Source organism: Erythrobacter donghaensis, from assembly GCF_001557325.1.
Classification (GTDB): Bacteria; Pseudomonadota; Alphaproteobacteria; order Sphingomonadales; family Sphingomonadaceae; genus Erythrobacter; species Erythrobacter donghaensis_B.
Genome location: NZ_LSJS01000054.1, coordinates 14,070 through 40,196, shown reverse-complemented (window position 1 = coordinate 40,196; position 26,127 = coordinate 14,070). Strand labels below are relative to the sequence as shown.

Annotated in this window: 24 protein-coding genes; 14 read left to right on the top strand and 10 right to left on the bottom strand. The window is 68.7% G+C overall.

Annotated features, from left to right (window positions below; all coding sequences use genetic code 11):
• Nucleotides 1-23 precede the first annotated feature (23 nt).
• Nucleotides 24-1,067 (top strand): NAD(P)H-binding protein, encoded by a 1,044-nt coding sequence (locus AX692_RS02275; RefSeq protein WP_073973249.1) that lies wholly within the window; start codon nt 24-26, stop codon nt 1,065-1,067.
• Between the two features lie 299 nt (nt 1,068-1,366).
• On the opposite strand, the gene AX692_RS02270 is transcribed toward AX692_RS02275, so the two are convergent.
• From AX692_RS02270 to AX692_RS02260, 3 genes are all read right to left on the bottom strand, one after another.
• The gene (locus AX692_RS02270) at nt 1,367-2,041 is read right to left on the bottom strand and encodes a response regulator transcription factor (protein WP_073973248.1); all 675 of its coding nucleotides are present in this window, start codon (nt 2,039-2,041) and stop codon (nt 1,367-1,369) included.
• 115 nt (nt 2,042-2,156) lie between these two features.
• The gene (locus tag AX692_RS02265) at nt 2,157-2,897 is read right to left on the bottom strand and encodes an SDR family NAD(P)-dependent oxidoreductase (RefSeq protein ID WP_073973247.1); all 741 of its coding nucleotides are present in this window, start codon (nt 2,895-2,897) and stop codon (nt 2,157-2,159) included.
• A 2-nt stretch (nt 2,898-2,899) separates the two neighbouring features.
• Entirely contained in the window at nt 2,900-4,042 is a 1,143-nt protein-coding gene (locus AX692_RS02260) for an acyl-CoA dehydrogenase family protein (protein WP_073973246.1), read from the bottom strand.
• 170 nt (nt 4,043-4,212) lie between these two features.
• Between AX692_RS02260 and AX692_RS19445 the strand changes: the two genes are divergently transcribed.
• The gene (locus AX692_RS19445; protein ID WP_073973656.1) at nt 4,213-4,647 is read left to right on the top strand and encodes a hypothetical protein; all 435 of its coding nucleotides are present in this window, start codon (nt 4,213-4,215) and stop codon (nt 4,645-4,647) included.
• A 211-nt stretch (nt 4,648-4,858) separates the two neighbouring features.
• On the opposite strand, the gene AX692_RS02255 is transcribed toward AX692_RS19445, so the two are convergent.
• The 3 genes from AX692_RS02255 to AX692_RS02245 all read right to left on the bottom strand — a co-directional run bounded on the left by AX692_RS02255 (nt 4,859) and on the right by AX692_RS02245 (nt 7,930).
• Nucleotides 4,859-5,674 carry a ferredoxin--NADP reductase gene (locus AX692_RS02255; RefSeq protein WP_081095077.1) on the bottom strand — a complete coding sequence of 272 codons (816 nt, stop codon included), beginning with the start codon at nt 5,672-5,674 and terminating at the stop codon, nt 4,859-4,861.
• A 144-nt stretch (nt 5,675-5,818) separates the two neighbouring features.
• Nucleotides 5,819-6,868 carry a Fe(3+) ABC transporter substrate-binding protein gene (locus AX692_RS02250; RefSeq protein WP_073973658.1) on the bottom strand — a complete coding sequence of 350 codons (1,050 nt, stop codon included), beginning with the start codon at nt 6,866-6,868 and terminating at the stop codon, nt 5,819-5,821.
• A 99-nt stretch (nt 6,869-6,967) separates the two neighbouring features.
• Nucleotides 6,968-7,930: an ABC transporter ATP-binding protein gene (locus AX692_RS02245; protein WP_230961026.1), complete on the bottom strand. Its 963-nt coding sequence runs from the start codon at nt 7,928-7,930 to the stop codon at nt 6,968-6,970.
• Nucleotides 7,931-7,989: 59 nt separating this feature from the next.
• On the opposite strand from AX692_RS02245, the gene AX692_RS02240 reads away from it, so the two are divergent.
• The 7 genes from AX692_RS02240 (at nt 7,990) to AX692_RS02215 (ending at nt 14,913) form a co-directional block, all read left to right on the top strand.
• A complete protein-coding gene (locus AX692_RS02240; RefSeq protein ID WP_081095076.1) occupies nt 7,990-9,684 on the top strand; it encodes an ABC transporter permease in 1,695 nt (564 codons plus the stop codon).
• A 69-nt stretch (nt 9,685-9,753) separates the two neighbouring features.
• On the top strand, nt 9,754-10,755 hold the full coding sequence (gene bchI / locus AX692_RS02235) for a magnesium chelatase ATPase subunit I (RefSeq protein WP_073974461.1): 1,002 nt from the start codon (nt 9,754-9,756) through the stop codon (nt 10,753-10,755).
• On the top strand, nt 10,752-12,458 hold the full coding sequence (locus tag AX692_RS02230; RefSeq protein ID WP_073974462.1) for a magnesium chelatase subunit D: 1,707 nt from the start codon (nt 10,752-10,754) through the stop codon (nt 12,456-12,458). Before bchI ends, AX692_RS02230 begins: the two co-directional genes overlap by 4 nt.
• On the top strand, nt 12,455-13,345 hold the full coding sequence (gene bchO / locus AX692_RS02225) for an alpha/beta fold hydrolase BchO (protein WP_073974463.1): 891 nt from the start codon (nt 12,455-12,457) through the stop codon (nt 13,343-13,345). Before AX692_RS02230 ends, bchO begins: the two co-directional genes overlap by 4 nt.
• A complete protein-coding gene (locus AX692_RS19945) occupies nt 13,342-13,500 on the top strand; it encodes a hypothetical protein (RefSeq protein WP_196490105.1) in 159 nt (52 codons plus the stop codon). Before bchO ends, AX692_RS19945 begins: the two co-directional genes overlap by 4 nt.
• Nucleotides 13,501-13,534: 34 nt before the next feature.
• Complete coding sequence (locus AX692_RS02220) at nt 13,535-14,083, top strand: pseudouridine synthase (protein ID WP_073974464.1); 549 nt, start codon at nt 13,535-13,537, stop codon at nt 14,081-14,083.
• Nucleotides 14,080-14,913: a 23S rRNA (adenine(2030)-N(6))-methyltransferase RlmJ gene (locus AX692_RS02215; protein WP_073977549.1), complete on the top strand. Its 834-nt coding sequence runs from the start codon at nt 14,080-14,082 to the stop codon at nt 14,911-14,913. Before AX692_RS02220 ends, AX692_RS02215 begins: the two co-directional genes overlap by 4 nt.
• A 24-nt stretch (nt 14,914-14,937) precedes the next feature.
• Here AX692_RS02215 and AX692_RS02210 read toward each other — a convergent pair whose 3' ends face one another.
• The 4 genes from AX692_RS02210 to crtD all read right to left on the bottom strand — a co-directional run bounded on the left by AX692_RS02210 (nt 14,938) and on the right by crtD (nt 19,709).
• A complete protein-coding gene (locus tag AX692_RS02210; protein ID WP_081095074.1) occupies nt 14,938-15,597 on the bottom strand; it encodes a potassium channel family protein in 660 nt (219 codons plus the stop codon).
• On the bottom strand, nt 15,587-16,915 hold the full coding sequence (locus AX692_RS02205) for a TrkH family potassium uptake protein (protein WP_073973023.1): 1,329 nt from the start codon (nt 16,913-16,915) through the stop codon (nt 15,587-15,589). Before AX692_RS02205 ends, AX692_RS02210 begins: the two co-directional genes overlap by 11 nt.
• A gap of 389 nt (nt 16,916-17,304) precedes the next feature.
• The gene (locus AX692_RS02200) at nt 17,305-18,024 is read right to left on the bottom strand and encodes a hydroxyneurosporene dehydrogenase (protein ID WP_073973024.1); all 720 of its coding nucleotides are present in this window, start codon (nt 18,022-18,024) and stop codon (nt 17,305-17,307) included.
• Between the two features lie 119 nt (nt 18,025-18,143).
• Nucleotides 18,144-19,709, bottom strand: coding sequence for a 1-hydroxycarotenoid 3,4-desaturase CrtD (gene crtD / locus AX692_RS02195; protein ID WP_073973025.1), 1,566 nt, complete (start codon nt 19,707-19,709; stop codon nt 18,144-18,146).
• Nucleotides 19,710-19,803: 94 nt separating this feature from the next.
• On the opposite strand from crtD, the gene AX692_RS02190 reads away from it, so the two are divergent.
• From AX692_RS02190 to bchZ, 5 genes are all read left to right on the top strand, one after another.
• Nucleotides 19,804-20,928, top strand: a complete 1,125-nt coding sequence (locus AX692_RS02190) for a methyltransferase (RefSeq protein WP_073973026.1) — start codon at nt 19,804-19,806, stop codon at nt 20,926-20,928.
• A 127-nt stretch (nt 20,929-21,055) separates the two neighbouring features.
• Entirely contained in the window at nt 21,056-22,003 is a 948-nt protein-coding gene (gene bchC / locus AX692_RS02185; protein ID WP_073973027.1) for a chlorophyll synthesis pathway protein BchC, read from the top strand.
• Nucleotides 21,997-22,992, top strand: a complete 996-nt coding sequence (locus tag AX692_RS02180) for a chlorophyllide a reductase iron protein subunit X (RefSeq protein ID WP_419470472.1) — start codon at nt 21,997-21,999, stop codon at nt 22,990-22,992. Before bchC ends, AX692_RS02180 begins: the two co-directional genes overlap by 7 nt.
• Entirely contained in the window at nt 22,989-24,518 is a 1,530-nt protein-coding gene (bchY, locus tag AX692_RS02175; RefSeq protein WP_081095073.1) for a chlorophyllide a reductase subunit Y, read from the top strand. The genes AX692_RS02180 and bchY overlap by 4 nt, the downstream gene beginning before the upstream one ends.
• Nucleotides 24,515-25,960: a chlorophyllide a reductase subunit Z gene (bchZ, locus tag AX692_RS02170; protein WP_073973029.1), complete on the top strand. Its 1,446-nt coding sequence runs from the start codon at nt 24,515-24,517 to the stop codon at nt 25,958-25,960. The genes bchY and bchZ overlap by 4 nt, the downstream gene beginning before the upstream one ends.
• The last annotated feature ends 167 nt before the right edge of the window (nt 25,961-26,127 follow it).

Below are 26,127 nucleotides of genomic sequence, written 5' to 3'. Positions count from 1 at the left end.
GATGTTTGATGTAAGATCGCGGCATGTCGAAGGCCTTCATTTTAGGGGGAACGGGACAAATCGGTCTCGCTGTTGCCGAGCGCCTGCTCGAGGATGGCTGGCAAGTCACTTTGGGGAGTCGCGGCAGGCAGCAACTGCCGTCTCACATCACCGAGATAGGTGCGAAACTCTGTCGTGTTGATCGCTCAGAGTTCGTGGAACTCGCGTCGGCAATCGATAGCGGTTGTGACTTGCTGATCGATACGGTCGCCTTTGACGCCGCTCACGCCCGCCAGCTATTGGCTGTTCAGCACAATGTTGGGCAGATCATCGCAATTTCGTCTGCGAGCGTATATTCCGATGCGCAAGGACGAACGCTCGATGAGGCCCGCCAGAATGGCTTCCCCGAATTGCCTCATCGGATGACCGAAGAGCAATCGACAGTAGAGCCAGGACCATCAACCTATTCCACTAGAAAGGTCGCGATGGAGCGTGCTCTCATGGAGGGGGCGAAGTGCCCGGTTGCTGTTTTGCGTCCAGGCGCGATCCATGGACCGTTCAGCGCGCACCCGCGCGAATGGTGGTTCGTGAAACGATTGCTCGACGGGCGCGAGAGAATTCCCTTGGCTTATGATGGCCGGAGTCAGTTCCAGACCAGCGCGACGGAAAACATCGGAGCTTTGGTTTCGACCTTGGCAGGCTCCAGGCTTGGTGGGATCTTTAACATTGGTGACCCCGACGCACCCACGGTGCTGGAGATTGGCAAGGCGATAGTTGCTGAATGCGCGATCGATGCGGATCTGGTTCTGGTCGACACGCAAACCTACCCGCCTCGGGTGGGAGCAACACCGTGGTCAGTTCCAAAGCCATTCACGATAAGCGATGCAAAGGCGCGTAGCGCTGGCTATCGGCCGGTAGGTTCCTATCGAGAGACGGTGTCCCGGACATGCCGCTGGTTGATGGAGCACAACCCCGATAATTGGCGAGCACGCTTCCCGCAGCTGGCACTTTATCCTTACGACATGTTTGATTACGCGGCTGAAGATCGCTTCATTTCTAGGTCCGCTGTCGAGGGCTTGCAAAGCTAGAGTTTGCGTCTGAATTGGGGTCGAATGCGGGAATTCGGCTATTGCCGGATTGGCAGCGACCGCCGATGTTTCCTACACTCAGGTCAGCCGCTATCGTCCATGCTGGCTCTTTCCCATTGTTCTGCCCGGCCTGCGAGGCCGTGAGATGCTGGAGGCGCGACAGGGCCCCCGGTTCCCTGTCCGTCCGCTCGAACGGATAAGGGCCAAGTCTCTATATACGTGAGGAATTCCCGATACAGCGAAGCGGACAGGGTGTCCGCTTTGTCCGCGTTGCGGCACGTCCGAGCCGCGCCCTCACCTCACCCCAGATCGAAGACATAGCCCAGCGAGCGCACCGTGCGCAGCGGGTTGCCGCCGCCTGCCGCCTTGATCGCGCGCCGGAGCCGGCCGATCCACACGTCGACCGTGCGCTCGTCGATCGGGGGTTCGCGCTTGCCGAGGCCGTTGATCAGGTCTTCGCGGGTCAGCACCCGGTTGGGGTTCTCGGCGAGGAAGCGCAGCAGGCGGAATTCGTTGGGGCGCAGCACGATCGGCACCTCGTTCCAGCGCGCCTGAAGCGCGGCCATGTCGATCGTCAGCGCGCCGAGCTCGAAGCGGCGCGTCGCCTGGCGCTCGACCCCGCGCGATTGCAGCGCCAGCACCCGGTCGAGCACCGCGGTGCGGGTGAGCGGCCCGATCACGTAGTCGTCCGCCCCCGCCCGCAGCGCGCGGCGGCGGTCCTCGGGGTCGTCCTCCTCGAGCACCATGGTGACATGGGCATCGACCGTGCGGGCATCGGCGCGCAGGCGGCGGCACATCTCGAGCCCGGCGAGTTCGGGCATCACCCAGTCGACGAAGGCCCACATCGGCCCCTCGACCAGCCGCCGCGGCCCTTCGGGCCCCAGCCGGTCGAAGGTGAAGCGGCGCTGGTCGTGCACGAAATCCTCGAGGCTTTCGCCCAGTTCGCTCGTCAGGAAGATATTGACGACATCCATGTCTCAGCCAGCCCCGGTTTTTTGCGGGAGTGGCGCAAGGGTGTGACGCGTTTGTGACTGGTTTTCAGTTGTAGGTAATCGTCGCCGGAAGCCTTGCGGCCTGTCCCGCACAGGGTCAGGCGAGCGTCAGCCCCCCGTCGACCACCAGCGTCTGCCCGGTGATGTAGGCCGACAGCGGCGAGGCGAGGAACAGCGCGGCGCCGGCCATGTCCTCGGGCGTGCCCATGCGCCGGAGCGGGATGCGCTTGAGGCTGGCTTCGAGCCGCTCAGGGTGATCGGTCGTGACGCTCGTCAGCTTGGTCGGCACCAGCCCCGGGGCGATGCCGTTGACGCGGATCCCGTCGCGCGCCCAGGCCTCGCCCAGCGTCTTGGTAAGGCTCGCCGCGCCGGCCTTGGAGGCGGCGTAGGCGGGCGTGCCGATGGTCGATTTGAAGGCGGCGACCGAGGAGACGATGATGACCTTGCCCTTCGCCTCGGCGAGCGCGGGGTGGAAGGCGGTGGCGGCGTCCATCACCGAGTTGAGGTTGATGTCGACAACAGCGTCCCAGCCTTCGCGGGTGAACTCCTGCCGGCCGTAGCGGACGGTGCCCTGGCACAGCACCAGCACATCGAGCGCGCCGAAGGTGGCCGCCAATCGCCATGCCGCGTCGCGATCGGTGAGGTCGAGCTGGCGGTAGGCTAGGCCCGTGAAATCGGAGTCCTCGGCCTCGAGATAGTCGCCGAAGTCGGGCCGGGTGCCGGTGACGGTCACGCTCGCGCCCCGATGGCGGAAGCCGTGAGCGATGCCGTTCCCGATCCCGCTCGACCCGCCGATGACAAGGACGCGTTGGCCGGTGAAGTCGAGGGGTTCGGTCATGGTCAGATGCTCCGCGAGATCACCTCCTTCATGATCTCGTTCGTCCCCCCGAAGATCCGCGTCACGCGCGCGTCGCGCCACAGCCTCGCGATGGCATATTCGTTCATGTAGCCCGCCCCGCCGTGGAGTTGCAGCGCGGTGTCGCAGCATTCCCACTGGAGGTCGGTGTGCCACAGCTTGGCGGCGGAGGCCTCATCGGTGGTGAGTTCGCCGGCGAGGTGCTTGCGGATCGCCCAGTCGAGATGCGCCCAGCCGACCTGCAGCTTGGCCTTGAGGTCCGCGAGGGTGAACTTGGTGTTCTGGAACTCGAACACGGTCTTCCCGAAGGCCTTGCGGTCCTTGGTGAACTTCACCGCCTCGTCGAACGCCCGCTGCGCCGCCGCCTGCGCGCCGACCGCGATGCCGAGGCGTTCCTGCGGCAGCTCCTCCATCAGGTGCACGAAGCCCATGCCCTCGGCGCCGAGGATATTGGTCATCGGCACGCGGCAATCGTTGAAGAACAGCTCGGAGGTGTCGGCGGCGTGCTGGCCGATCTTGTCGAGATTGCGCCCGCGCTCGAAACCGGGAGTGTCGGCGTCGACCAGCACGAGGCTGATGCCCTTGGCGCCCTTCTCCGGATCGGTCTTGGCGACCACGATCACGCAGTCGGCGTTCTGGCCGTTGGTGATGTAGGTTTTCGACCCATTGATGACGAGGTGGTTGCCATCCTTCTTCGCCGTGGTGCGGATGCCCTGAAGGTCGGAGCCTGCGCCCGGTTCGGTCATGGCGATCGCGGTGATGATGTCGCCGCTGACCATGCCGGGGAGATACTTGGCGCGCTGTTCGGGGGTGCCGAGGCGCTCGAAATAGTTCGCGGTAATGTCGTTCTGAAGCGTGAAGCCGGCCGAGGAGCCGAGGTAGGACAGCTCCTCGGTCAGCACGCAGTTGAAGCCGAAATCGAGGCCGAGGCCGCCGTTTTCCTCCTTCACCGTCATGCACAGCATCCCGGCGTCGCCCATCTTCTTCCAGACGTCGCGGGGCACGATGCCGTTCGCTTCGTGCTCGTCCATGTGCGGGGTCAGATGCTCGGCGAAGACCTTGCGGACGGTGTCGCGGAAGGCCTCGTGGTCTTCGTTATAGGCGGTGCGGTAGGAGGTCGCGAGCATGGGGGTTCTCTCCGGCAGATGGGTTTTGATTTGCCACGATAGAACCGTGCGGGGGCGCGGGGGTCAAGCGCGAAAGTGGGGGTGGGGAACAGGCAAGATCACTGTGACTCACCGATAAGGTGCAGTAATGCCCTCAGGATGTTGTCATGAATCACCCGTAGGAGAAGAGAGTGGACGAGCGCGCCGTCTTGTTGCTGGAGGAATTGACGACTCATCCGAGGGATCGGAACCTCGACTTTGATCGTTGGCGGCAGCGGTTTCAGGCTGTTTTGGCTGAACCCCTCGACGAAGAATCCAGAGTCGTCGTTCTGGACAGTTACAAGTCATTTCTCGATCTGTTCGAGCGTGCACTAGAAGGCTCTCCTGATCGCCTCGAAGAGTTCCGTAAGGCACGGGAGACCGATTGGAGGGTGCTGTGCTTACAAGAAGCACAGATAGTTAGCCGAAGTGAGTTGTATCATCCTGCGATCTTGGCAGCGATCGTGGACCGAGAGCAAGCCGCTGGCAGAATGCAAGAGAACGACTTTACGGAACTGGCTAAGTCTGGTGGTCAAGCCTTTGCACAGCCGAAGAAAGGTTGGTTCAGTCGGCTATTTGGAAGATGATCGCGAGCACTGCCCTATGAGGCTCTAGGCCCCAGCTTCCGCTGGGGTGACGGGGAGGTCGGACGCAATCCCCCCTCCTCTTCAGAGGAGGGGCGCGAGACTTGCGAGCTTGCTCGCTAGTCGCAGCGGGGTGGTGCCTTGCGGCAGCGCGTGTGCCTTCGGCCCGCGCCACCACCCCCGGCCCCTCCTCTGAAGAGGAGGGGGGAAGGTCTTACCCCACGAACGCCCGCTCGATCACGAACTGCCCCGGCTTGTTGTTCGCGCCTTCCTCGAACCCGCGGCGTTCCAGATCCGCCGCGTGGTCCTTGATCATCGCCATCGAGCCGCACAGCATCACGCGGTCTTCCTCGGGCACGAAGCGCTGCGGGCCCTTCGACTGTTCGAACAGACGGCCGTCGTCGATCAGCGCCTGGATGCGGCCCTGCGTGCGGAAGGGTTCGCGGGTGACGGTGGGGACGTAGATCATCCGCGCGCGGTCCTCGTCCTCGAGCAGCGGGTCGCCTTCGAGCTTGCTTTCCAGCAGCTCGCGATAGGCCAGCTCGCTCACGTTGCGCACCGAATGCACCACGATCACTTCCTCGAACATCTGGTAGACCTCGGGATCGCGCACCAACGACATGAACGGCGCCAGCCCGGTGCCGGTCGAAAGCATGAAGAGGCGCTTGCCCGGCAGCAGCGCGTCGGTGACCAGCGTACCGGTCGGCTTCTTGCCGAGGTAGATCGGATCGCCGACCTGAATGTGCTGGAGGCGCGAGGTCAGGGGTCCGTCCTGCACCTTGATCGAGAGGAACTCCAGTTCCTCGGCGTAGCTTGGCGAGGCGACCGAATAGGCGCGAAGCAGCGGCTTGCCGTTGTCGCCGGGCAGCCCGATCATCACGAACTCGCCCGAACGGAAGCGGAAGCTCGCCGGGCGCGTCATCTTGAGGCTGAAGAGGCCATCGCACCAGTGGTGGACATCGGTGATGGTCTCGACCGAGAGCGCGGCGCTTTCGGTGAACTGGTCACGGGTCAGAGTGGTTTGGGTCAAGACAGGCCTCGGATACAGGAACAGGCCGCCCGGAAGGGGCAGCTCGGATGGCGGCGCAAATGGACGAGCGAGCCCCGCGCTTCAAGACAGATTAGCGATAGGCCGTGAAAGCGGGCCTTGATCGCGCGCAAATCGGGCAAGCCATCAATTCCACCCGGCCGCGTTGAACAGCTCGACAGCGCGGGCCTGATTCCTGCCGATCTCGGCAGCGGCGAGCGGGTCTGCCTTGAAGCTGCCGAGCGCCTCGACCGCCGAGGTCGGCGCGACGCCCTTGGCGGCGGGGTACTCGTTGTTGCCGTTCGCCAGCACCTGCTGCGCCTTGTCCGAGGCGAGGTATTCGAGGAACTTCACCGCGTTCGCGCGGTTGGGGGCGGTCTTGACCAGCCCCGCGCCGCTCATGTTGACATGGGTGCCGGTGGTCGCCTGATTGGGGAAGATGATGCCGATAGAGTCCAGCACCTTGCGCTTCTCGGGCGTGTCGAAGCGCGCGAGGTAATAGGTGTTGACCAGCGAGATGTCGCACTCGCCCGCAGCGACGCTCTCGATGTTCGACATGTCGTTGCCCTGCGGCGGGCGCTGGAAATTGGCGACGACGCCCTTGGCCCATTCGCCCGCCTTGGCCTCGCCGTCATGCGCGATCATGCCGGCGAGGAGCGCGACGTTGTAGACACTCGAGGAGGAGCGCATGCAAAGGCGGCCCTTGAACTCCGGCTTGGCCAAATCCTCGTAATTCGCAAGGCCCTGCGGCGCGCCCTTGCCTTTGTTGTAGATGATGATCCGCGCGCGGGTGGTGAGCGCGAACCAGCGGTTCTGCGGATCGCGCAAGGAAGCCGGAATGCGCTCATGCAGCACCTTCGAATCCACCGGAGCGAGGAACCCCGCCTGCTCGGCGCGCCACAGCCGGCCCGCATCGACCGTGACGAAGAGGTCGGCCTGGCTGTATTCGCCCTCGGCCGCGATGCGCTCGATCAGCGCGTCGGCATCGGCTTCGAGGCGGTTGACCTCGATCCCGCTGGTGCAGGTGAAATCCTCGTAGAGCGCGAGGTCGGTATCGTAGTGGCGCGAGGTGTAGACATTGACCACTCCCGCGGGTGCAGCGCAGGCGGCCTTGCCCTCGCCCCCGCCCTCACCGGCGCAGGCGGACAGGGCGGCCAGGGCGGCGCTGATGGTTGCGGCAAGGAACAGGTGCTTCATCGGGTGGGAGGCTTTCGCGGCAGACGCTTGAGAGGCAGGTATTTGCGAATGACTTGCAATATTATCGCTGGCTGCGCAAGACAGAACCGCGAACCGGCGTCAATATCGCGCAAAGGCGCGCACGCTGTGCGGATCGGGAATGACGCTGTAGCTGCGCGCCGGATCGACCGTCAGCGCGGTCTCGATCGTGATCGCCGCCCCGTCCGCGCCGTCGAGCAGGACGCGGGCGCGGGGCCCCAGCGGATGGATGTCGCGCACCCGCCCGCCGCGCACATCGGCGACAGGCACGAGGCGGTCAGCCTGCACCAGCAGATCGAGCTGCCCCGCCCCCTCGGGCAATTCGCCCATGAGGCTCGCGAACGGCCACAGCCCGAAGGCGGTATCGAGCCCCCCTTCGGCGACCATCCCCGGCACCACTTGCGCGCCCGAGAAGATCGCGCCGACGGCGGCGGTGGCGGGCGCCTCGTGGAGCTCCAGCGGCGTGCCGAACTGGACGATGCGCCCCGCCTCCATCACCGCGATCCGGTCGCCGATATCGAGCGCCTCGGTGGGGTCATGGGTGACGAGGATCACGGTCGAGCCCGCCTCGCGCAGCAGGATACGGCATTCGCGGCGCAGGGCCCGGCGCAGCACGATGTCGACGCTGGCGAAGGGCTCGTCCATCAAGAGCACCTGCGGCTCGGGCGCCATCGCCCGGGCGAGCGCGGCGCGCTGCTGCTGGCCGCCCGACAATTCGTGAGGGAAGCGCGCGCCCATGCCCGCCAGACCCACCTTGGCGAGCCACGCGTCCGCCTCGGAGCGGCGCTCGCGCGGGAGGCCGAAGGCGACGTTGGCGGCCAGCGTCATGTGCGGGAACAGCGCGCCGTCCTGGAACACGAGGCCGACAGGGCGCGCTTCGGGCGGGGGGTTGTGCGCGGGGTCCGCCAGCACCTCCTCACCCAGCGCGATCTCGCCTCGCTGCACGCGCAGGAGCCCCGCCGCGAGGCCCAAAAGCGTTGACTTCCCGCAACCCGACGCGCCAAGCAGGCAGGTGATCTCCCCCGCGGGCGCGGTGAAGCTCACGTCCTCCAGCGCCCGCACCGCACCGTAAGCATGGGCAATATGTCGAAATTCGAGGCTCAATGGCGCTGTCCGCAGATTTACCGGTAGGCCGCCTTAGGCGAACTGCCAGCGGGGCTGCAAGCGGGCCGGCGGGCGCGGGCGGCTGGACGCTGGGCGCGCTGGCGCTGGCGGCGCTGGTCGGCCTGCCGATCGCCGCGATTGGCTGGGCGGCGCTGGGGGGCGGCGCGCGCGGAGGAACCCTCGGCGCGCTGGCGGGGACCGTGCTGCCGACCTACATCGCCAACACCGGCCTTCTGATGCTGCTCGCAGGCAGCATCGCGGGCGGGATCGGCACCGGCACCGCCTGGCTGGTCGCCGCCACCCGCTTTCCCGGACGCGGCGTGCTGGGCTGGGCACTGGTGCTGCCGCTGGCGCTCCCGGCCTATCTGGCGGCCTATGTCTATGCGGGGCTGCTCGATTTCGCCGGGCCGGTGCAGAGCGCCCTGCGCGCATGGGCGGGGTGGGGGCCGGGAGACTACTGGTTCCCCGACATCCGTTCGCTCCCCGGCGGGGCCTTCGTGCTGGGGATCGTGCTCTACCCCTATGTCTACCTCCTCGCGCGCACGGCATTCGCCACCCAGAGCCGCACCCAGTTCCGCGCCGCAAGGAGCCTTGGCGCCGCGCCTGGCCGCGCCTTCTGGAAGGTCGCCCTCCCCGCAGCGCGGCCCGCCATAGCCGGGGGCCTCGCGCTGGTGTTGATGGAGGTGCTCGCCGACTTCGGGGTCGCCGAATATTTCGCCATCCCGACTTTCTCGACCGGCATCTTCCGCGCGTGGCTGGCGATGGGGGACAAGCCCGCCGCGCTCAAGCTTGCCGCCGTCATGCTGGTCTTCGTCATCGCGCTGGTCGCGTGGGAGGCCTACACGCGGCGCGGGCGCAGCGACAGCCGCGACGGGCTTGCGGCGCGCGAGACCGACGAGCCGCTGGTGCACCTTTCTCCCGCGGGCAAGGCGCTGGCCTTCGCCGCCTGCCTCGCCCCGGTGCTGCTCGGCTTCGTGGCGCCCGCCGGTTACCTCGTCAGCCTCGCCATGACCCCGACAGCGCAAGCCGCTGCGGGCGACCTCGCGACCTATCTGCGCGCCAGCCTGTGGCTCGGCAGCGTCGCGGCGGGGCTGTGCGTGGCTGCCGCGCTGCTGCTCGCCTTCGCCCGCGCGCGCTCGGGCTCGCGGGTGACCGCAGGCGCGATCCGGCTGGCGACGCTCGGCTATGCGCTGCCCGGCGCCTTGCTCGCGGTGGGCCTGCTGGCGCCGCTCGGAGCCTTCGACATCGCGCTCACCCGCTTCGCCCGAGACAGCCTCGGCTGGAGCGGCGGGCTGCTGCTGACGGGGACGAGCGCGGTGCTGGTCTATGCGCTGGGCGTGCGCTTCATGACGGTTGCCTACAACAGCGTGAGCGGGGGCCTCGCCCGCATCCCCCCCGCCCTCGACGCCGCCGCGCGGAGCCTCGGCGCGTCGCCCTCGCGGGTGCTCGCGCGGATCTACGCCCCGCTCCTCGCCCCGAGCCTTGCCGGGGCGGCCGCGCTGGTGTTCATCGACACCCTGCGCGAGCTGCCCGCCACCCTGATCCTGCGCCCCTTCAACCTCGAAACCCTCGCCACCCGCACCTATCGCCTGGCGGGCGACGAGCGGCTGGTCGAGGCGGCGATCCCGGCGCTGATCCTGCTGGCGGCGGGGTTGCTGCCGGTGCTGGTGCTGAACCGGCTGGGGAAGCGATAAGCAAAACTGTCAGGCCAGCCTGTCACTTCCGCTTGTCCAAAGCGCCCGGAAGGTTCACAAGCGCCGATAATGGCACGCTTCCCCTTCTCCGCGATCGTCGGTCAGGACGAGATGAAACAGGCGCTGCTGATCGCGGCGGTGGACCCTTCGATCGGCGGGGTCATGGTCTTCGGCGACCGCGGCACCGGCAAGAGCACCGCGGCGCGCGCGCTCGCGGGCCTGCTCCCGCCGATCATGGCGGCAGACGGCTGCCCCTATGGTGCCTCGAAGGACGATCAGGCGCGCTACCCGGACGTCTGCGGGCAGGGCAAGCTGGTCAAGCGCCCCGTGCCCTTCGTCGACATGCCCTTGGGCGCGACAGAGGACAGGGTGATCGGCAGCCTCGATCTGGAACGCGCGCTGCGCTCGGGCGAGAAGGCCTTCGAGCCGGGGCTGCTCGCCAAGGCCCATCGCGGGTTCCTCTATATCGACGAGATCAACCTGCTCGAAGACCACCTCGTCGACCTGCTGCTCGACGTTGCCGCCTCGGGCGAGAACGTGGTCGAGCGTGAGGGGCTGTCGGTCCGCCACCCGGCCAAGTTCGTGCTGATCGGCAGCGGCAACCCCGAGGAGGGCGAGCTGCGCCCGCAGCTGCTCGACCGCTTCGGGCTCTCGGTCGAGGTGAGGACGCCCAAGGATATCGACACCCGCATCGCGATCATGAAGCTGGTCGCCGAGAACGAGGCCGACCCCGAAGGCTTCGCCGCGCGCTGGGCTGAGGCGGACGAGACGATCCTCAAGCAGGTCGCCAAGGGCAAGGCCAAGCTGCCCAAGCTCACCCCCGGCGAGGACGTGCTGCGCGATGCCGCCGAGCTGTGCCTTGCGGTCGGCGCCGACGGTCTGCGCGGCGAGCTCACGCTGATGCGCGCCGCCCGCGCGCTGGCCGCGCTCGAGGGGGCGAAGAAGGTCACCCGCAAGCATCTGATCGCCATCGCCCCTTCCGCGCTGCGCCACCGGTTGCGGCGCGACGTGCTCGACGAGACCGGCTCCACCGCGCGCATCACCCGAGCGATCGCCGAGCTGTTCGGATGACGCCCGCCCCCGCCGATCCGCAAGCCGATCCGCTTGGGGACGCGGTGCTGGCGGCGCGGCTGTTCGTTCTCGCGCCCGGCACCTTCAAGGGGCTCACCCTGCGCGGAAGCAGCCCGGCGCGCGAGGCGCTGGTGGCCGCGCTCGCCGAGGCCCTGCCGCTGCGCCGCCTGCCCGGCCATGTCGATGACGAGCGGCTGCTGGGCGGGATCGACCTTGCGGCGAGCCTCTCGGCGGGAAAGCCGATCCGCCAGACCGGGCTGATCGAGGAGGCGCGCGGCGGTGCCTTGATCGCCGGCATGGCCGAGCGGATGGACGCAAGCATCGCCGGACGGCTGGCGCAGGCGCTGGACGAAGGCAGCACGGCGCTGGTGCTGCTCGACGATGCGGTGGAGCCGGAGGAAGCGCCGCCCGCGAGCCTCACCGAAAGGCTGGCCTTCCTGTGCGACCTTTGCGCCTCGCGCCGCTGGCAGGGGGTGACGCTGGCCCCAGCGGCAGGCAGGCTCGCCGATGTCGCGCCGCTTGCCGAGGGTGACCTGCGCGCGCTCGCCGCGACCGCAGAGGCGCTCGGGGTAGAGAGCCTGCGCGCGCTGATCGTCGCCGGCGAAGCCGCCCGCGGCATCGCAGCGCTTGAGGGGCGCTCGGTTACGAACACATCGGATCATGCGGCGGCGGTGCGGCTTGTTCTTGCGCCGCGGGCCACGCGCCTGCCGCCGCAGGAGGCTCCCGAGGCCCCGCCCGAGGAGCCTCCTGCTCCGCCCCCTGATGGATCCCCCGAGGACCAATCCAACATCGACCGGCAGCAGCCCGAACCCGACCTCTCCGAGATCCTCGTCGCGGCGGCGAAGGCCGCGATCCCGGCGGGGCTGCTTGAACAACTCGCGCAAGGAAAGGCCCCGCGGCGCGCGGCGTCGAGCGGCACCGGGCAGAAGCGCAAGGCGGCGACCCGCGGCAAGCCGCTGGGCGCGCGGCCCGGAATGCCGAGGGGCGGGCACAAGCTGGCGCTGATCGATTCCCTGCGCGCCGCCGTCCCGTGGCAGGCGGTGCGGCGCAAGGAACAGGGCGCGGACGCCGATGCCCCAATCATCATGCGCAAGGAAGACCTGCGCATCCGCCGCTTCGAGGAACGCGCCGCCCGCGTCACGATCTTTGCGGTCGACGCGAGCGGCTCGGCGGCGGCGGCGCGGCTCGCCGAGGCCAAGGGCGCGGTCGAGCTGATGCTGGCGCAGGCCTATGTCACCCGCTCGGAGGTGGCGCTGGTCGCCTTCCGGGGCACGAGCGCCGAGCTGCTGCTCCCCCCCACCCGCTCGCTCACCCGCGCGCGGCGGACGCTGGCCGAACTGCCCGGCGGCGGGGGGACGCCGCTGGCGCTCGGCCTCAACGCCGCGCGCGAGGTGGCCGAGGCCGTGATCGCCAAGGGCCGCAGCGCCGCGCTGGTGATCCTCACCGATGGCAGAGCGAATACCGCCGCCGACGGCTCTCCGGGACGCCCGCAGGCCGCCAAGGATGCGGAGACTGCCGCCAAGGCCATCGCCGCGCGCGGCATCGACGCGCTGGTGGTCGACATCTCCGCCCGCCCCGGCCCCGAGGGCGCTGCGCTGGCGGCCGCCCTGGGAGGCCGTTTCCTCGCCCTCCCCCGCGCCGATGCGCGGATGCTCAAGCAGGCGATCGACGCCGTCGGGCCATCTCCGGCCCGCGCGGCATGAGCGCGCTCGACTGGAACGCTGAGGGCCTGATCTGGCCGCACCGCGCGGCGAGCACCTTCGTGCCGGTCGGCGCGGCGCGCTGGCATGTACAGCGGATGGGAGCGGGACCGCCGCTCCTCCTCCTCCACGGCACCGGCGCCTCGGTGCATTCGTGGCGCTCCCTGATGCCGCTGCTGGCCGAGCATCACGACGTCATCGCCCCCGACCTCCCCCGCCACGCCTTCACCACCGGCCACGATGCCTATGCCATGAGCCTGCCCGCGATGGCGCGCGAGGTGGCGCGGCTGCTGGAGGCGCTCGAGGTCACGCCCGCCGCGATCATCGGCCACTCCGCCGGCGCGGCGATTGCGCTGCAACTGGCGCTGGATCATGCCCACGAGGGTCCGATCATCGGCCTCAGCGCCGCCTTGCGCCCCTTCCCCGGAGCCCTCGCCCAGATCTTCCCCGCCATCGCCAAGACGCTGTTCGTCAATCCGCTGGTGCCGCGCATCTTCACCGGCAGCATCGACCTTGTCGGCGGGGCGGAGAGGTTCCTGTGGCGCTCGACCCACTCGCGGATCGATCGCGAGGGTCTCGCCTGTTACGCCAGGCTGCTCAAGCACCCCGGCCACGCGGGCGGGGCGCTCGCGATGATGGCGAACTGGGACCTGCCCGCCCTGCGCGAACAGATGGACGCGGTGCGCAATCCGGTGCTGCTGCTCCACGGCGCCAACGACCCCGCGATCCCGCCCGACTGGGCGCGCGATGCCGCGGGCTGGCTGCCCAACGCGCGGCTGGAACTCCTTCCCCGCCTCGGCCATTTGGCCCACGAGGAAGCGCCGGAAGGCATCGCCGCGCGGATCGCGGCGTTCCTCGTGGCAGCAGGTGCGGGAGAGGTGGGGCGATGAACTTCGGCTGGATCGAGATCGGGCTGTTCTATGGCGTCGCGGTCGCCTTCGGGCTGTGGCAATACATCGCCATGGACCGCAAGCTCAAGCAGACCCGCGCCGAGCGGGAGGCGCGCGAGGCTGCCGAGCGCGAGGGGCCGCAGGCACCCGAGTAAAGACAGACCCGCAATCGCTCGATATGAGCGCGCGATGGCCCGGCTGCTCCTGTTCAACAAACCCTTCGGCGTGCTCTCGCAATTCACCGACAAGGGCTCGCCCACCACGCGCGCGACCCTCAGCGACTTCATCACGACGAAGGGCGTCTACCCCGCCGGCCGGCTCGACCGCGACAGCGAGGGGCTGCTGCTGCTCACCGACGACGGGCGGCTGCAGGCGCGCATCGCCGATCCGCGCTTCAAGCTGCCCAAGACCTACCTCGTGCAGGTCGAGGGCGATCCCGAGGACGCGGCGCTCGAACCCTTGCGCAGGGGCGTGCGGCTGAACGACGGGATGACCCTGCCCGCCGAGGCCGCCCGCATCGCCCCGCCCGACCTGTGGGAGCGCGATCCGCCGATCCGGGTGCGCAAGTCCGTCCCCGATTGCTGGCTCTCGCTCACCATCCGCGAGGGCCGTAACCGGCAGGTGCGGCGCATGACCGCGGCGGTGGGTCTGCCCACCCTCAGGCTGGTGCGCTGGGCGGTGGGCGACTGGACGCTCGAGGGCATCGCGCCCGGCGAGGTCAGGGAGGTCGCCGCATGAACTACCGCCACGCCTTCCACGCCGGCAACAGCGCCGATGTCGTCAAGCACGCGCTGCTGATCGCGCTGGTGCGCGCGCTCCAGCTCAAGCCATCCGCGCTGACGCTGATCGACACCCATGCGGGCTGTGGGCTCTACGACCTTCAGGGCGACGAGGCCGGGCGCACCGGCGAGGCGGCGGGCGGCGTGCTGCGCGCCTTTGCGGATGCCAACCCGCTGCTCGATGACTACCGCGCCGCCGTGCGCGCGGTGAACGAGGCAGGCGCAGAACCCCGCCTCTACCCCGGATCCCCGCGCATCCTTGCGCAACTTCTGCGCCCGCAGGACGCGCTGATCCTCAACGAGAAGCACCCCGAGGACGCCCGCTCGCTGCGCGAGGCGATGAAGGGCACCCCCGCCGCCATCCACACCCGCGACGCCTACGAGCTGTGGCCCGCCCTGCTCCCCACCCGCACCCCCCGCGGCGTGGTGGTGGTCGATCCGCCCTACGAGGCGACCGACGAGCGCGCGCGCATCACCGCCACCCTCGCCGCCGCGCACCGCAAGTGGGCGCACGGGGTGACGGTGATCTGGTATCCCTTGAAGGAACGGCCCGCGCACGCGCTGTGGAAGGACAAGCTGCGGCGGCTCGGCATCCCCAAGTTCCTCAATGTCGAGCACTGGCTCCACGATGCCGACCAGCCGGGGATCTACAACGGCGCGGGGCTGTTCATCGTGAACCCGCCCTATGCCTTCACGCAAGCCCTGCCGCCGCTGCTCGAGGCGCTGCGCGCCGCGCTCGCGCCCGAGGGGCACCGGGGGACGCTCAAGGCCGAGTGGCTGGTGGCCTGAAGGCCCTCCTCGCCACAGTCCCGCTCAGATCGTCGAGAAGCGCTCGATATCCTCGATGCGGCCCGACACCACCAGCTCGTCCTCGGGGAAGATCAGCGTGTCGGGCACCGCATGGATGAAGGCCTCGCCCTTGCGCTTCACGCCGACCACCGTGACGCTGTACTTCTTGCGGCAGGCGCTGGTCACCAGCGGCAGGCCGACGATCGGCTCGGGCGCAGCGAGACGCGCAATCGCGAATTCATCGTCGAAGGCGATGAAATCGCGCAGCCGCTCGTTGAGCAGATGCGCCACCCGCTCGCCCATGCGTTCCTCGGGGAAGACCACGTGGGTCGCGCCGATCCGCTCGAGGATGCGCGCGTGATTGGTGTTGCAGGCCTTGGCCCAGATATTGGTGAGGCCCATGTCGGCCAGCGCCAGCACGGTGAGGACGCTGGCCTCGACATCGCTGCCGATGCCGACCACGGCGGTGGCGAAATCGGCCGCGCCCAACTGGCGCAGCACCGCAGGATCGGTGCAATCGGCCTCGACCACCTTGGTGAGATGATCGGCATGGTCCTGCACCAGATCGGGGCTCCTATCGACCCCCAGCACCTCGGTGCCCATCGCGGCGAGCCGCCGCGCGACCGACCCGCCGAACCGGCCGAGCCCCACCACCAGAACGGGCTTGCGTTTGTCAGCCGACAATGAGGTTCTCCTTGGGATAACGATAGAGCTGCGGGGTGCCCACCAGCGCCAGCGCGGTGGCAAAGGTGATGGTGCCGACCCGGCCGATGAACATCAGCGCCGCGATCACGATCTGCGCCGAGGGCGGCAGTTCGGCGGTGATGCCGGTCGACATGCCGACCGTGGCGAAGGCCGAGATGCATTCGAACACCACCTCGCCCAGCGGCAGGCCGGTGATCGCGACGATATAGGTCGTCGCCGAAAACACCAGCGCCGCCGAAAGCACGGTGACGGTGAGCGCCTGGCGTTCGACCTCGTGCCCGAAGCGGCGGCCGAACAGGCCGACATCGCGGCGGCCCTGCACCTCGGCGAGCAGGATCGCGAACAGCACGACGAAGGTCGTCACCTTGATCCCGCCCGCCGTGCCCGCGCTGCCGCCGCCGATGAACATCAGGAGGTAATTGACCATCAGGGTCGATTCGCGAAAGGCGCCGACATCGAGGCTGTTGAACCCCGCGGTGCGCGACATCACCGAATGGAACGCCGCATTGAGCAGCTTGTCGCCCAGCGCCATCGGCCCGAGCGTTGCGGCATTGCTCCACTCCATCGCCAGGATCGCGGCAAAGCCCGCCACCAGCAGCCCGGCCGAGCCCCAGACGGTGACCTTGGAATGGAGCGACCAGCGGTGCCAATCGAGCCGCTTGTCGCGCAGGTCCTGCATCACCGGAAAACCGATCGCGCCCAGCGTGATCGCGGCCATGATCGGCACCAGGATCAGCGGATCGCTCTGATAGCCCATCACGCTGTCGGCATGGGTCGAAAAGCCCGCATTGTTGAAGGCGCTGACCGAATGGAACACCCCGTTCCACAGCGCCGCACCAAGGCTCATGTCATAGGCGGCGGCCATGCGAAGAGTGAGGACAAGGGCGATCACCGCCTCGACCGCGATGGTGACGCCCAGCACCAGCTTGAGCACCGAGAGCGCATCGCCGCGTTCGAGCCGGCCGCGCTCGACCTGGGTGGCGAGCCGGTCATGCAGCCCGAACCCGCGCCCGGCCAGCAGCCCCAGCAGGGTCGCCGCGGTCATGATCCCCAGCCCGCCGATCTGGAACATCAGCAGGATCACCACCTGCCCGAAAGGCGACCAGTAGGAGCCGGTATCGACCACCACCAGCCCGGTCACGGCAATCGCCGAGGTGGTGGTGAACAGCGCGGTCAGCAGCGGCGCGCGGGCACCGTCGGCCGTGGCGAAGGGCAGGCTGAGCAGCACGGTGCCGAACAGGATCGCGAGCGCGAAGAGGCTCGGCACCAGCCGGATTGGATCGCGCAGCAGCTTCATCCCGCGCGAAGTGCCGCAGCTTCATTCGCAGGGCAAGCGACAAGCGTGTCCCCATGCGCGCGGCGGGCGGGCGGCCGGGGGCCGGCCCGGGGCCGGCAGCAGCCCCAGCGCAGCCTTTTGCCGAAACAACTTTCCTACAGCCTGCGCATTTGTCAGTCTCGCCGAATGACCCTTGCCACCCCCTCCCCGCAGCTTTCGCCCGCTCTGGCAGCGGCGACGCCGTGCGGGTGCGGGAGGTCGGATCCGAGGGCGGGAATTTGGCCTCTGGACAGTGTCTCATCTGTCTCCAACAGACAGGAAAACGCCGCGCTTGCTGAACCGGCACGGCATCCGCGCGCGGCTGCGCGGCGCAGGGCGTCCGAGTCGCGCGGGGGCGTCGCCGCCCCGCCTCAGCGCGCGCGGCGCGGCATCCGGTAGGGCAGCATGAACTGGACGAGGCGGCTGGAGAAGCGGCGCATGTCGAGGCTCTCCTGCACCGCGACCACTTCCTCGCCGAGGAAGCGCGAGGCGAGCTCGCTGCGGGCGTAGAAGGGGGTGTCCTCCCACGTCCGGCGCACCTCGGCGACGCCGATGTCGGAACGGGTGCGGCGGGCGATGCCCCAGCGGCTGTCGGGGAGCGCGGCGATCGGGGGCAGCTCGACCGGCTCGGGCACGCCGTGGCGGTCGAACCTGAGGGCGCTGGCGAAGAGCGAGCCGTCACCGCGCTCGCCCTCGTAGCACACCAGCGCCCCTGCCTTGAGGTGGGCGCGCGACCAGTGCCAGGTGTTGAAGCCGCTCTCGAGCGGCTCGGCGCCGCGGTTGTGATCGAGATAGGCCTTTCCGCTCCACCGGCATTCGGGCGCGGTCATCGCGACCTCGATCCGGGCGCAGGGGGCAAGGCAGTGCCAGATGTGGTTCTCGGCAGGGTCGAGGGCGAAGGCGGCGCGGTTGAGCATCTCGGGATAGACGCGCACGGTGCCCCTCACCTTGCGCTGCCACGGGACGAACAGCCGGGTGTCGCCCTCGACTATGTCGATGGTGAGCGCGCCGTTCTCCCAGCGCACGTTGCTGGGGCCGATCGCGAGGTTGGAGGCGTCGCGCGCGACGGCGGAGCGGCCGCGCTCGGTCATCACCCAGCGGTGCTGCGGGCCGTAGAGCGCGACGTTGAGGCAGGCGTGGTCGAGCGGGTCGGTGCGGCCGCTCCGTTTGTAGTAGGGCGAAAAGACCGAGCCCAGGAAGGCGATGATGGTCAGCCCGTGCTGCCCGTCGTCGCTGATCGCGTCGACATACCACCAGGTGTAGCCGCCGGGCGGGATCGCCTCGTCGAAGCGAGGTCCTTCGCGATCACCCGCGTGGCCAGCTGCCCGGACAAGGCTGCCATGGGGACGCCGGCCGCCGGATGGGTCGCCCCGCCCGTGCAGTAGAGCCCGGGCAGCCGGGTCCGCGGCCCCTGCCGCTGGAAGGAGGCCGCCCAGCCGTGCGACGCTCGCCCATAGAGGGCGCCGCCCGTGGCCGGGAAGAGGTGCTCCCAGTCCTCGGGCGTCATGAGCCGATGCGGGAAGGGCTCGTCCAGTGTCAGGCCGCAGCGCCTCAGCGTGGCCATCATGCGTCGCGTGCATCGCTCTGTCTCCTCGGGGGTGTAGGTGTGGACGTCTCCGTCGGCTGGGGCATTGACGATGATCTGGAGCCGCTCGCGGCCCTGTGGCGCGGGCGCGTGGCGGTCGGCGCCGCGGTCGATGGCGCAGACGTAGACGGTCGGCTCGGCCGGGGTGCGCCCGGCGGCGATGTCGGCGAACTCGGCGGCGTAGTCGCGCGAGAAGAAGACGTTGTGATGGGTGAGGGCCGCACCGCGCGTCTCGGCATGGGCGTACCAGACGAGCGCGGAAAGCGAGCGCTTGGCAGGAGGGATCGCGGGGACGGCGCGCTGTGCCGCCGCGCCGAAGCGCCCGGTGGCGAGCGCGGAAGGGTCACCGTTGCAGATCACGGTGTCGGCGGCGATGACCTCGCCGCTCGCGAGCCTGACCCCGCTGGTGCGCCCGCCCGCGGCGAGCACCTCGGCCACGGCAGCGCCGGTGCGCACCCGCGCCCCCTGCCGCTCGGCGAGGCTGGCGAGCGCCTTGGCCAGCGCGTGGATGCCGCCCTCGATCAGCCACACCCCGCGCGCCTCCAGATGCGCGATCAGCATCAGCGTGGCGGGGGCGAGATAAGGCGAGGAGCCGCAATAGGTCGCATAGCGCCCGAACAGCTGCTGCAGGCGCGGGTCGGCAAAGTGCTCGCCCAGCGCCGGCCAGAGCCGGTCGAAGGGCCGCATCGCCAGCATCTCGGGGAGTTTCGACAGGCCCATGCGCCACATCATCGGCAGCGGGGTCGAGGCCTTGTCGCCGTGGAGGAAGGGCTCCTCGAGCACGGCGAAGATCCGCGCCGCCTCGGCCGCGAAGGCGGCATAGCCGCGTGCCGCAGCGGGCCCGGCGAAGCGGCCCACGGCATCGACGCTGGCGTCATGGTCGGCGAAGAGATCGAGGTGCCCCGAGACCTCGTCCCACCAGTGCCGCGCGAGCAACTCGGCCTTCCTGACCGTCACATGATCCTCGAGCCGCGCGCCGCAGGCCGCGAAGATCTCGTCGAACACGCCGCGATAGGTGAAGACCGTGGGGCCGCCGTCGATCTGGGCACCGTCCACCTCGACCCGGCGCGCCTTGCCGCCCACCCATGCCTCTTTTTCGAGCACGGTCACGTCGCACCCGCGCGCAGCCAGCAGCGCGGCGCTGGTCAGCCCGCCGATGCCTGCTCCGATGACGACGACTCGCGCGTTCACTGGCCCTCGCTCCCGTCGATCCCGCGATTATCATTGACCTTACGCGTCGCTCTGTCCAATTATTTAGACATATGGCCTGCAAAGCACCCACCAAGTGAGCCGCCGGGCTGCCTTCAGGCTCGGCTATGTGGCGCGCCGCAACCGGGTCTTCGCCTCGCCGAAATTCCAGCATTGGGCCGCGCGCCTGCCGCTGATCCGCTGGATTGCGCGATCCCGCGCCAATGGGGCCTTCGACCTGCTCGCGGGCTTTGCCTATTCGCAGGTGCTGCGCGCCTTCGTGGAGGGCGGGCTGTTCGACATTCTCAAGGACGGCCCGCTCGGCGCGGGCGCGATCGCGGCGCGGATGGGGCTTTCCGAAGCCGCCGCTCTCACCCTGCTGCGCGCCGGCCGGCCGCTGATGCTGTCGGAGGAGCCCGCCCCCGATCACTGGATGCTCGGCGAGCAGGGCGCTGTTTTCGCATCCAATCCCGGCGTCCAGGCGATGGTGCGCCACCACCGCCTGCTCTATGCCGACCTCGCCGATCCGCTCGCCCTGCTGCGCACCGACCGCAAGGAGCCGACCGCGCTCTCGCGCTTCTGGACCTATGCCGGGGCGCTCCAGGGCGCGACCGAGCGGGGGACGGACACCGCGGAGTATTCGCGACTGATGGCCGCCTCGCAGCACTTCGTCGCCGACGAGGTGCTGGCGAGCGTTCCCTTCCGCGACGTGCGCAAGCTGCTCGATGTCGGCGGCGGGCACGGGGCGTTCCTGCGGCATATCGGCACGGCCTGGCCGCATCTGGCGCTCGGCCTGTTCGATCTGCCGGAAGTCGCCGCCACCGGCGCCAGCGTCCTGGGCGCGGCGCTGGGCGAGCGCCGCATCACCGCGCATCCCGGCAATTTCTTCAGCGATTCCATACCGCAAGGCTACGACATGGTGTCGCTGATCCGGATCCTGCACGATCACGACGATGCCCCCGCGCAGGGCTTGCTCGGCAATATCCGCAAGAGCCTCGCGCCAGGCAGCCGCCTGCTGATCGCCGAGCCGATGGCGCGCATTCCCGGCACCGAGGCGATGGGCGAGGCCTTCTTCGGCCTCTACCTGTGGGCAATGGGATCGGGCCGCCCGCGCAGCCCGGCGGAAATCATCGCCATGTGCCGCGCGGCCGGGTTTGCGCAGGCGCGCTTCGTCGCAACCGCGCAACCGGTCAACGCAAGCATCGTCATGGCCACCGCCTGAGCATAATTTGTCCAAGTTGTTTGACAGTAGGGAACGTAAGGCGTAGCACACAGTTGGGAGAACGTAGCTGCGGGGTTTTCGACTCGGCGTTCGCGCCTCGAATGCACCCCTCAGGGAGACCGAGGACATGAACACGCTGGCCGTCATTCTCGAAGCACCGGAGCGCCTCGCTCTCCGGGCGCTCGAAATGAAGCCGGTGGAGGCCGCGGACGTTCTGGTCGAGATCGCCTGGAGCGGGATCAGCACCGGCACCGAAAAACTCCTCTTCACCGGCCGCATGCCGCCCTTCCCGGGGCTCGGGTATCCGCTGGTGCCGGGTTACGAATCCGTCGGCCGCATCGTGGACGCAGGGCCCGAAGCCCGCGCACGGATCGGCGACTGGGTCTTCGTCCCTGGAGCAAACTGCTACACCGATGCGCGCGGCCTCTTCGGAGGCACCGCGCGCCGCGTGATAGTGCCGTCGGCGCGGGCGTTGCCGATCCCCGAGCATCTCGGCGAATCCGGGGTGCTTTGTGCCCTCGCGGCGACGGCACTTCACGCGATCAAGGGCGGTTTCGCCCGCCGCGAGGCGCTGCCCGATCTGATCGTCGGCCACGGCGTATTGGGCCGCCTCCTCGCGCGGCTGACGCTGGCGCTGGGCGGCACCGCGCCGACGGTGTGGGAAACCAACGCCGCCCGCCGTTCGGGCGCTGCTGGATACAATGTGATCGACCCCGCCGCCGACGAGCGCCGCGATTACCACGCGATCTATGACGCGAGCGGCGATGCCGGCCTGATCGACGAACTCGTCATGCGCCTTTCCAAGGGCGGCGAGATCGTGCTCGCGGGCTTCTATTCCGAACGCGTCAGCTTCGCCTTCCCGGCCGCCTTCATGCGCGAGGCGCATTTCCGCGTCGCCGCCGAATGGCAACCCGGCGACCTCGCCGAGACGCGGGCGCTGATCGAATGCGGGCGGCTCGACTTGAAGGGCCTCGTCACCAACCGGCGCCCTGCCGGAGAGGCGCTCGACGCCTACCCCCAAGCCTTCAGCGATCCCGATTGCCTGAAGATGGTCCTCGATTGGAGCGAATGCTGATGTCCGTGCTTGATACCCAGGCCGCCCACCTTCGCGACGAGGCTTCGCTTGAACCCGATCCGGTCCACACCGGCGAGGTGAAGAGCGAAACCCAGATCATCGCGATCTACGGCAAGGGCGGGAGCGGCAAGAGCTTCGCGCTCGCCAACCTCTCCTACATGATGGCCCAGCAGGGCAAGCGCGTGCTGCTGATCGGCTGCGACCCCAAGTCCGACACCACAAGCCTGCTGTTCGGCGGCAAGGCGACGCCCTCGATCATCGAAACCTCCAGCCGCAAGAAACTGGCGGGCGAGGAAGTGCGCATCGAGGATGTGTGCTTCCAGCGCGACGGCGTCTTCGCAATGGAACTGGGCGGCCCCGAAGTCGGTCGCGGCTGCGGCGGGCGCGGGATCATCCACGGGTTCGAGACGCTCGAGAAGCTGGGCTTTCACGACTGGGGCTTCGATTACGTCCTGCTCGACTTTCTGGGTGACGTGGTGTGCGGCGGCTTCGGCCTGCCGATCGCGCGCGACATGTGCCAGAAGGTGATCGTGGTCGGATCGAACGACCTGCAATCGCTCTACGTGGCGAACAACGTGTGCCAGGCGGTCGAATATTTCCGAAAGATGGGCGGGAACGTCGGCGTCGCGGGGATGATCGTCAACAAGGACGACGGCACGGGCGAGGCGCATGCCTTTGCCGAGGCCGTGGGCATCCCGGTGCTGACCGCGATCCCCGCCAACGAGGACATCCGCCGCAAGAGCGCCAATTACCAGATCATCGGCATCCCCGGCGGCGAATGGGGCAGCCTGTTCGAAACCCTGGCCGAAAATGTCGCCAACGCCCCGCCGCTGCGGCCCACGCCGCTCGATCAGGACGGGCTGCTCGGCCTGTTCAGCGCCGATGTGGTGGGCGGCAATGTCGAGCTCGTCCCCGCCACCCAGGCGGACATGCGCGGCGGGGTGTTCGAAACGAAGCCCAGCCTCGAAGTGATCTACGACGAAGCATGAGCATGCCTGACGCCTTTGACGCCGTCCCGCGCGCTGCTGACCGGATCGACCTCGATCCGGCCGCGGGGGCCTGCGCGTCGAAGGACACCATGAACGAGGCCGCCCGCGCCGCCGGCAAGAGCGACATCCTCGATCAATATGCGGCCGACTACCCCGTCGGCCCGCATGACCAACCCCAATCCATGTGCCCCGCGTTCGGGTCACTCCGGGTGGGCCTGAGAATGCGGCGCACCGCGACCGTGCTCTCAGGCTCGGCCTGCTGCGTCTATGGCCTGACCTTCACCTCGCACTTCTACGGCGCGCGGCGGACGGTGGGCTATGTGCCCTTCTCCTCGGAAACGCTGGTCACCGGCAAGCTGTTCGAGGACATCAAGGAAGCGGTCGAAGGCCTCGCCGACCCTGAGAATTACGACGCGATCGTGGTCACCAACCTGTGCGTGCCGACCGCGAGCGGTGTGCCGCTGCGGCTTCTGGGCAAGGCGATCAACGGCGTGCGGATCATCGGCATCGACGTTCCCGGGTTCGGCATCCCGACCCACGCGGAAGCCAAGGACGTGCTGGCGGGCGCAATGCTCCAATATGCGCGCGAGGAAGTGATGAGCGGGCCGGTTGCGGCGCCCCGCGAACGCTCCGACCTGCCTTCGGTGGCGCTGCTGGGCGAGATGTTCCCGGCTGACCCTGTGGTGATCGGGCAGATGCTCGCGCCCCTCGGCCTCGCCGCCGGCCCGGTCGTCCCGACCCGCGAATGGCGCGAGCTCTATGCGGCACTCGATTGCGCGGTCGTCGCCGCGATCCACCCCTTCTACACCGCCTCGATCCGCGAGTTCGAAGCCGCGGGCCGCCCGGTGATCGGCTCGGCCCCGGTGGGCGCGGACGGCACCGCCGCCTGGCTGCAATCGCTGGGCGACGTCATGGGCCTGCCCCAGGCCAAGGTCGACGGCGTCAAGAACGCGATGATCGCCGCCTGCAGGGGCGCGCTGGCGAACATGCCGATCAAGGGGCGCATCACCGTTTCGGGCTATGAGGGCTCCGAGCTGCTGGTCGCCCGCCTGCTGGTCGAAAGCGGCGCCGACGTGCGCTATGTCGGCTCGGCCTGCCCGCGCACCAAGTGGTCGGATGCCGACCGCGAATGGCTCGAGGCGCGCGGCGTGGCTGTGCAGTTCCGCGCCAGCCTCGAGCAGGACATCGCCGCGGTCGAGGAATATCGCCCCGATCTCGCCATCGGCACCACGCCGGTGGTGCAGCACGCCAAGGCGAAGGCGATCCCGGCGCTCTATTTCACCAACCTGATCTCGGCCCGGCCGCTGATGGGCCCGGCAGGGGCGGGCAGCCTCGCGACCGTGATCAACGCCGCGATGGGCAACAAGGCGCGCTTCGATGCGATGCGCGACTTCTTCGAGGGCGTCGGCACCGAGCACGCCGCGGGCGTGTGGGAGGATCTCCCGGTCGACCGGCCCAAGTTCCGCAAGAAATACGCCGCCCTCAACGAGGCTGCGCGCAAGGCATCGGAGGCGATCGGATCATGACGCTCGTCCTCGATCATGATCGGGCAGGCGGCTACTGGGGCGCCACCTATGTCTTCACCGCGGTGAAGGGCTTGCAGGTCATCATCGACGGCCCCGTCGGCTGCGAAAACCTGCCGGTGACCTCGGTGCTCCACTACACCGACGCGCTGCCCCCGCATGAACTCCCCATCGTCGTCACCGGCCTTGGCGAGGAAGAGCTCGGCAAGACCGGTACCGAAGGCGCGATGAAGCGGGCATGGAAGACCCTCGATCCCGAGCTGCCCGCCGTGGTCGTCACCGGCTCGATCGCCGAAATGATCGGCGGCGGCGTCACGCCGGAAGGGACCAATATCAAGCGCTTCCTGCCGCGCACCATCGACGAGGACCAGTGGCAGAGCGCCGACCGCGCGCTGACCTGGCTGTGGACCGAATTCGGCCCCAAGAAGATGCCCGCCCGCCGCGAACGCCGCGAGGGCGAGAAGCCGGTCGTCAACATCATCGGCCCCAGCTACGGCATGTTCAACATGCCAAGCGATCTCGCCGAGATCCGGCGGCTGGTCGAAGGCATCGGCGCCGAGGTCGGCGTGGTCTTCCCGCTCGGCACGCACCTTGCGGACATCTCCAAGCTGGCGAACGCGGACGCCAATGTCTGCCTTTACCGCGAGTTCGGGCGCAACCTGTGCGAAACGCTCGAGCGGCCCTATTTCCAGGCACCCGTCGGCCTCAGCCAGACCACCAAGTTCCTGCGCGCCCTCGCCGCCGAGCTCGGCCTCGATCCCGAGCCCTTCATCGAGCGCGAGAAGCACACCACCATCAAGCCGCTGTGGGACCTGTGGCGCTCGGTCACGCAGGACTTCTTCGGCACGGCGAGCTTCGGCATCGTCGCCAACGAGACCTATGCGCGCGGCATCCGCCACTTCCTCGAAGACGACATGGGCCTCCCCTGCGCCTTCGCCTTCTCGCGCTGCGCGGGCGTGAAGCCCAGGAACGAGGACGTGCGCGCCGCGATCCGCGCCAACCCGCCGCTGGTGGTGTTCGGCAGCTATAACGAGCGCATGTACATGGCCGAGTGCGGCGCGCGCGGGATGTATATCCCCGCCAGCTTCCCGGGCGCTGCGATCCGCCGCCATACCGGCACGCCCTTCATGGGCTATTCGGGCGCGACCTATCTGGTGCAGGAAGTGTGCAATGCGCTGTTCGACGCGCTGTTCCACATCCTGCCGCTCGGCACCGATATGGACAAGGTCGATCCGACCCCGGTGCGCAATGAAGCCCAGTTGACCTGGGACAATGACGCCAAGGCCAAGCTCGACCAGCTTGTCGAGGCTCAGCCGGTGCTGATCCGCATTTCCGCCGCCAAGCGTCTGCGCGACGCGGCCGAATGGCGGGCGCGCCAGCGGGGCGAGACCACGGTTACGGCAGACTGCCTTGCAGACAGCCTGCTCGAAGGAACGGGAGCGTGATGATGCGTCCTGCCCTTCACCACCCTTTGTCGCTGCTGCGGGCGCGCCCCGCATCGGCACAAGCCCATGCCCCCCTTCCACAGGGGGCTCTCCAATCCACGTGGGGGATCACGCGGGGATGCCGACGGGGGCCTTCGGGCTCCCAATCACACCCAACTGAACGGAGA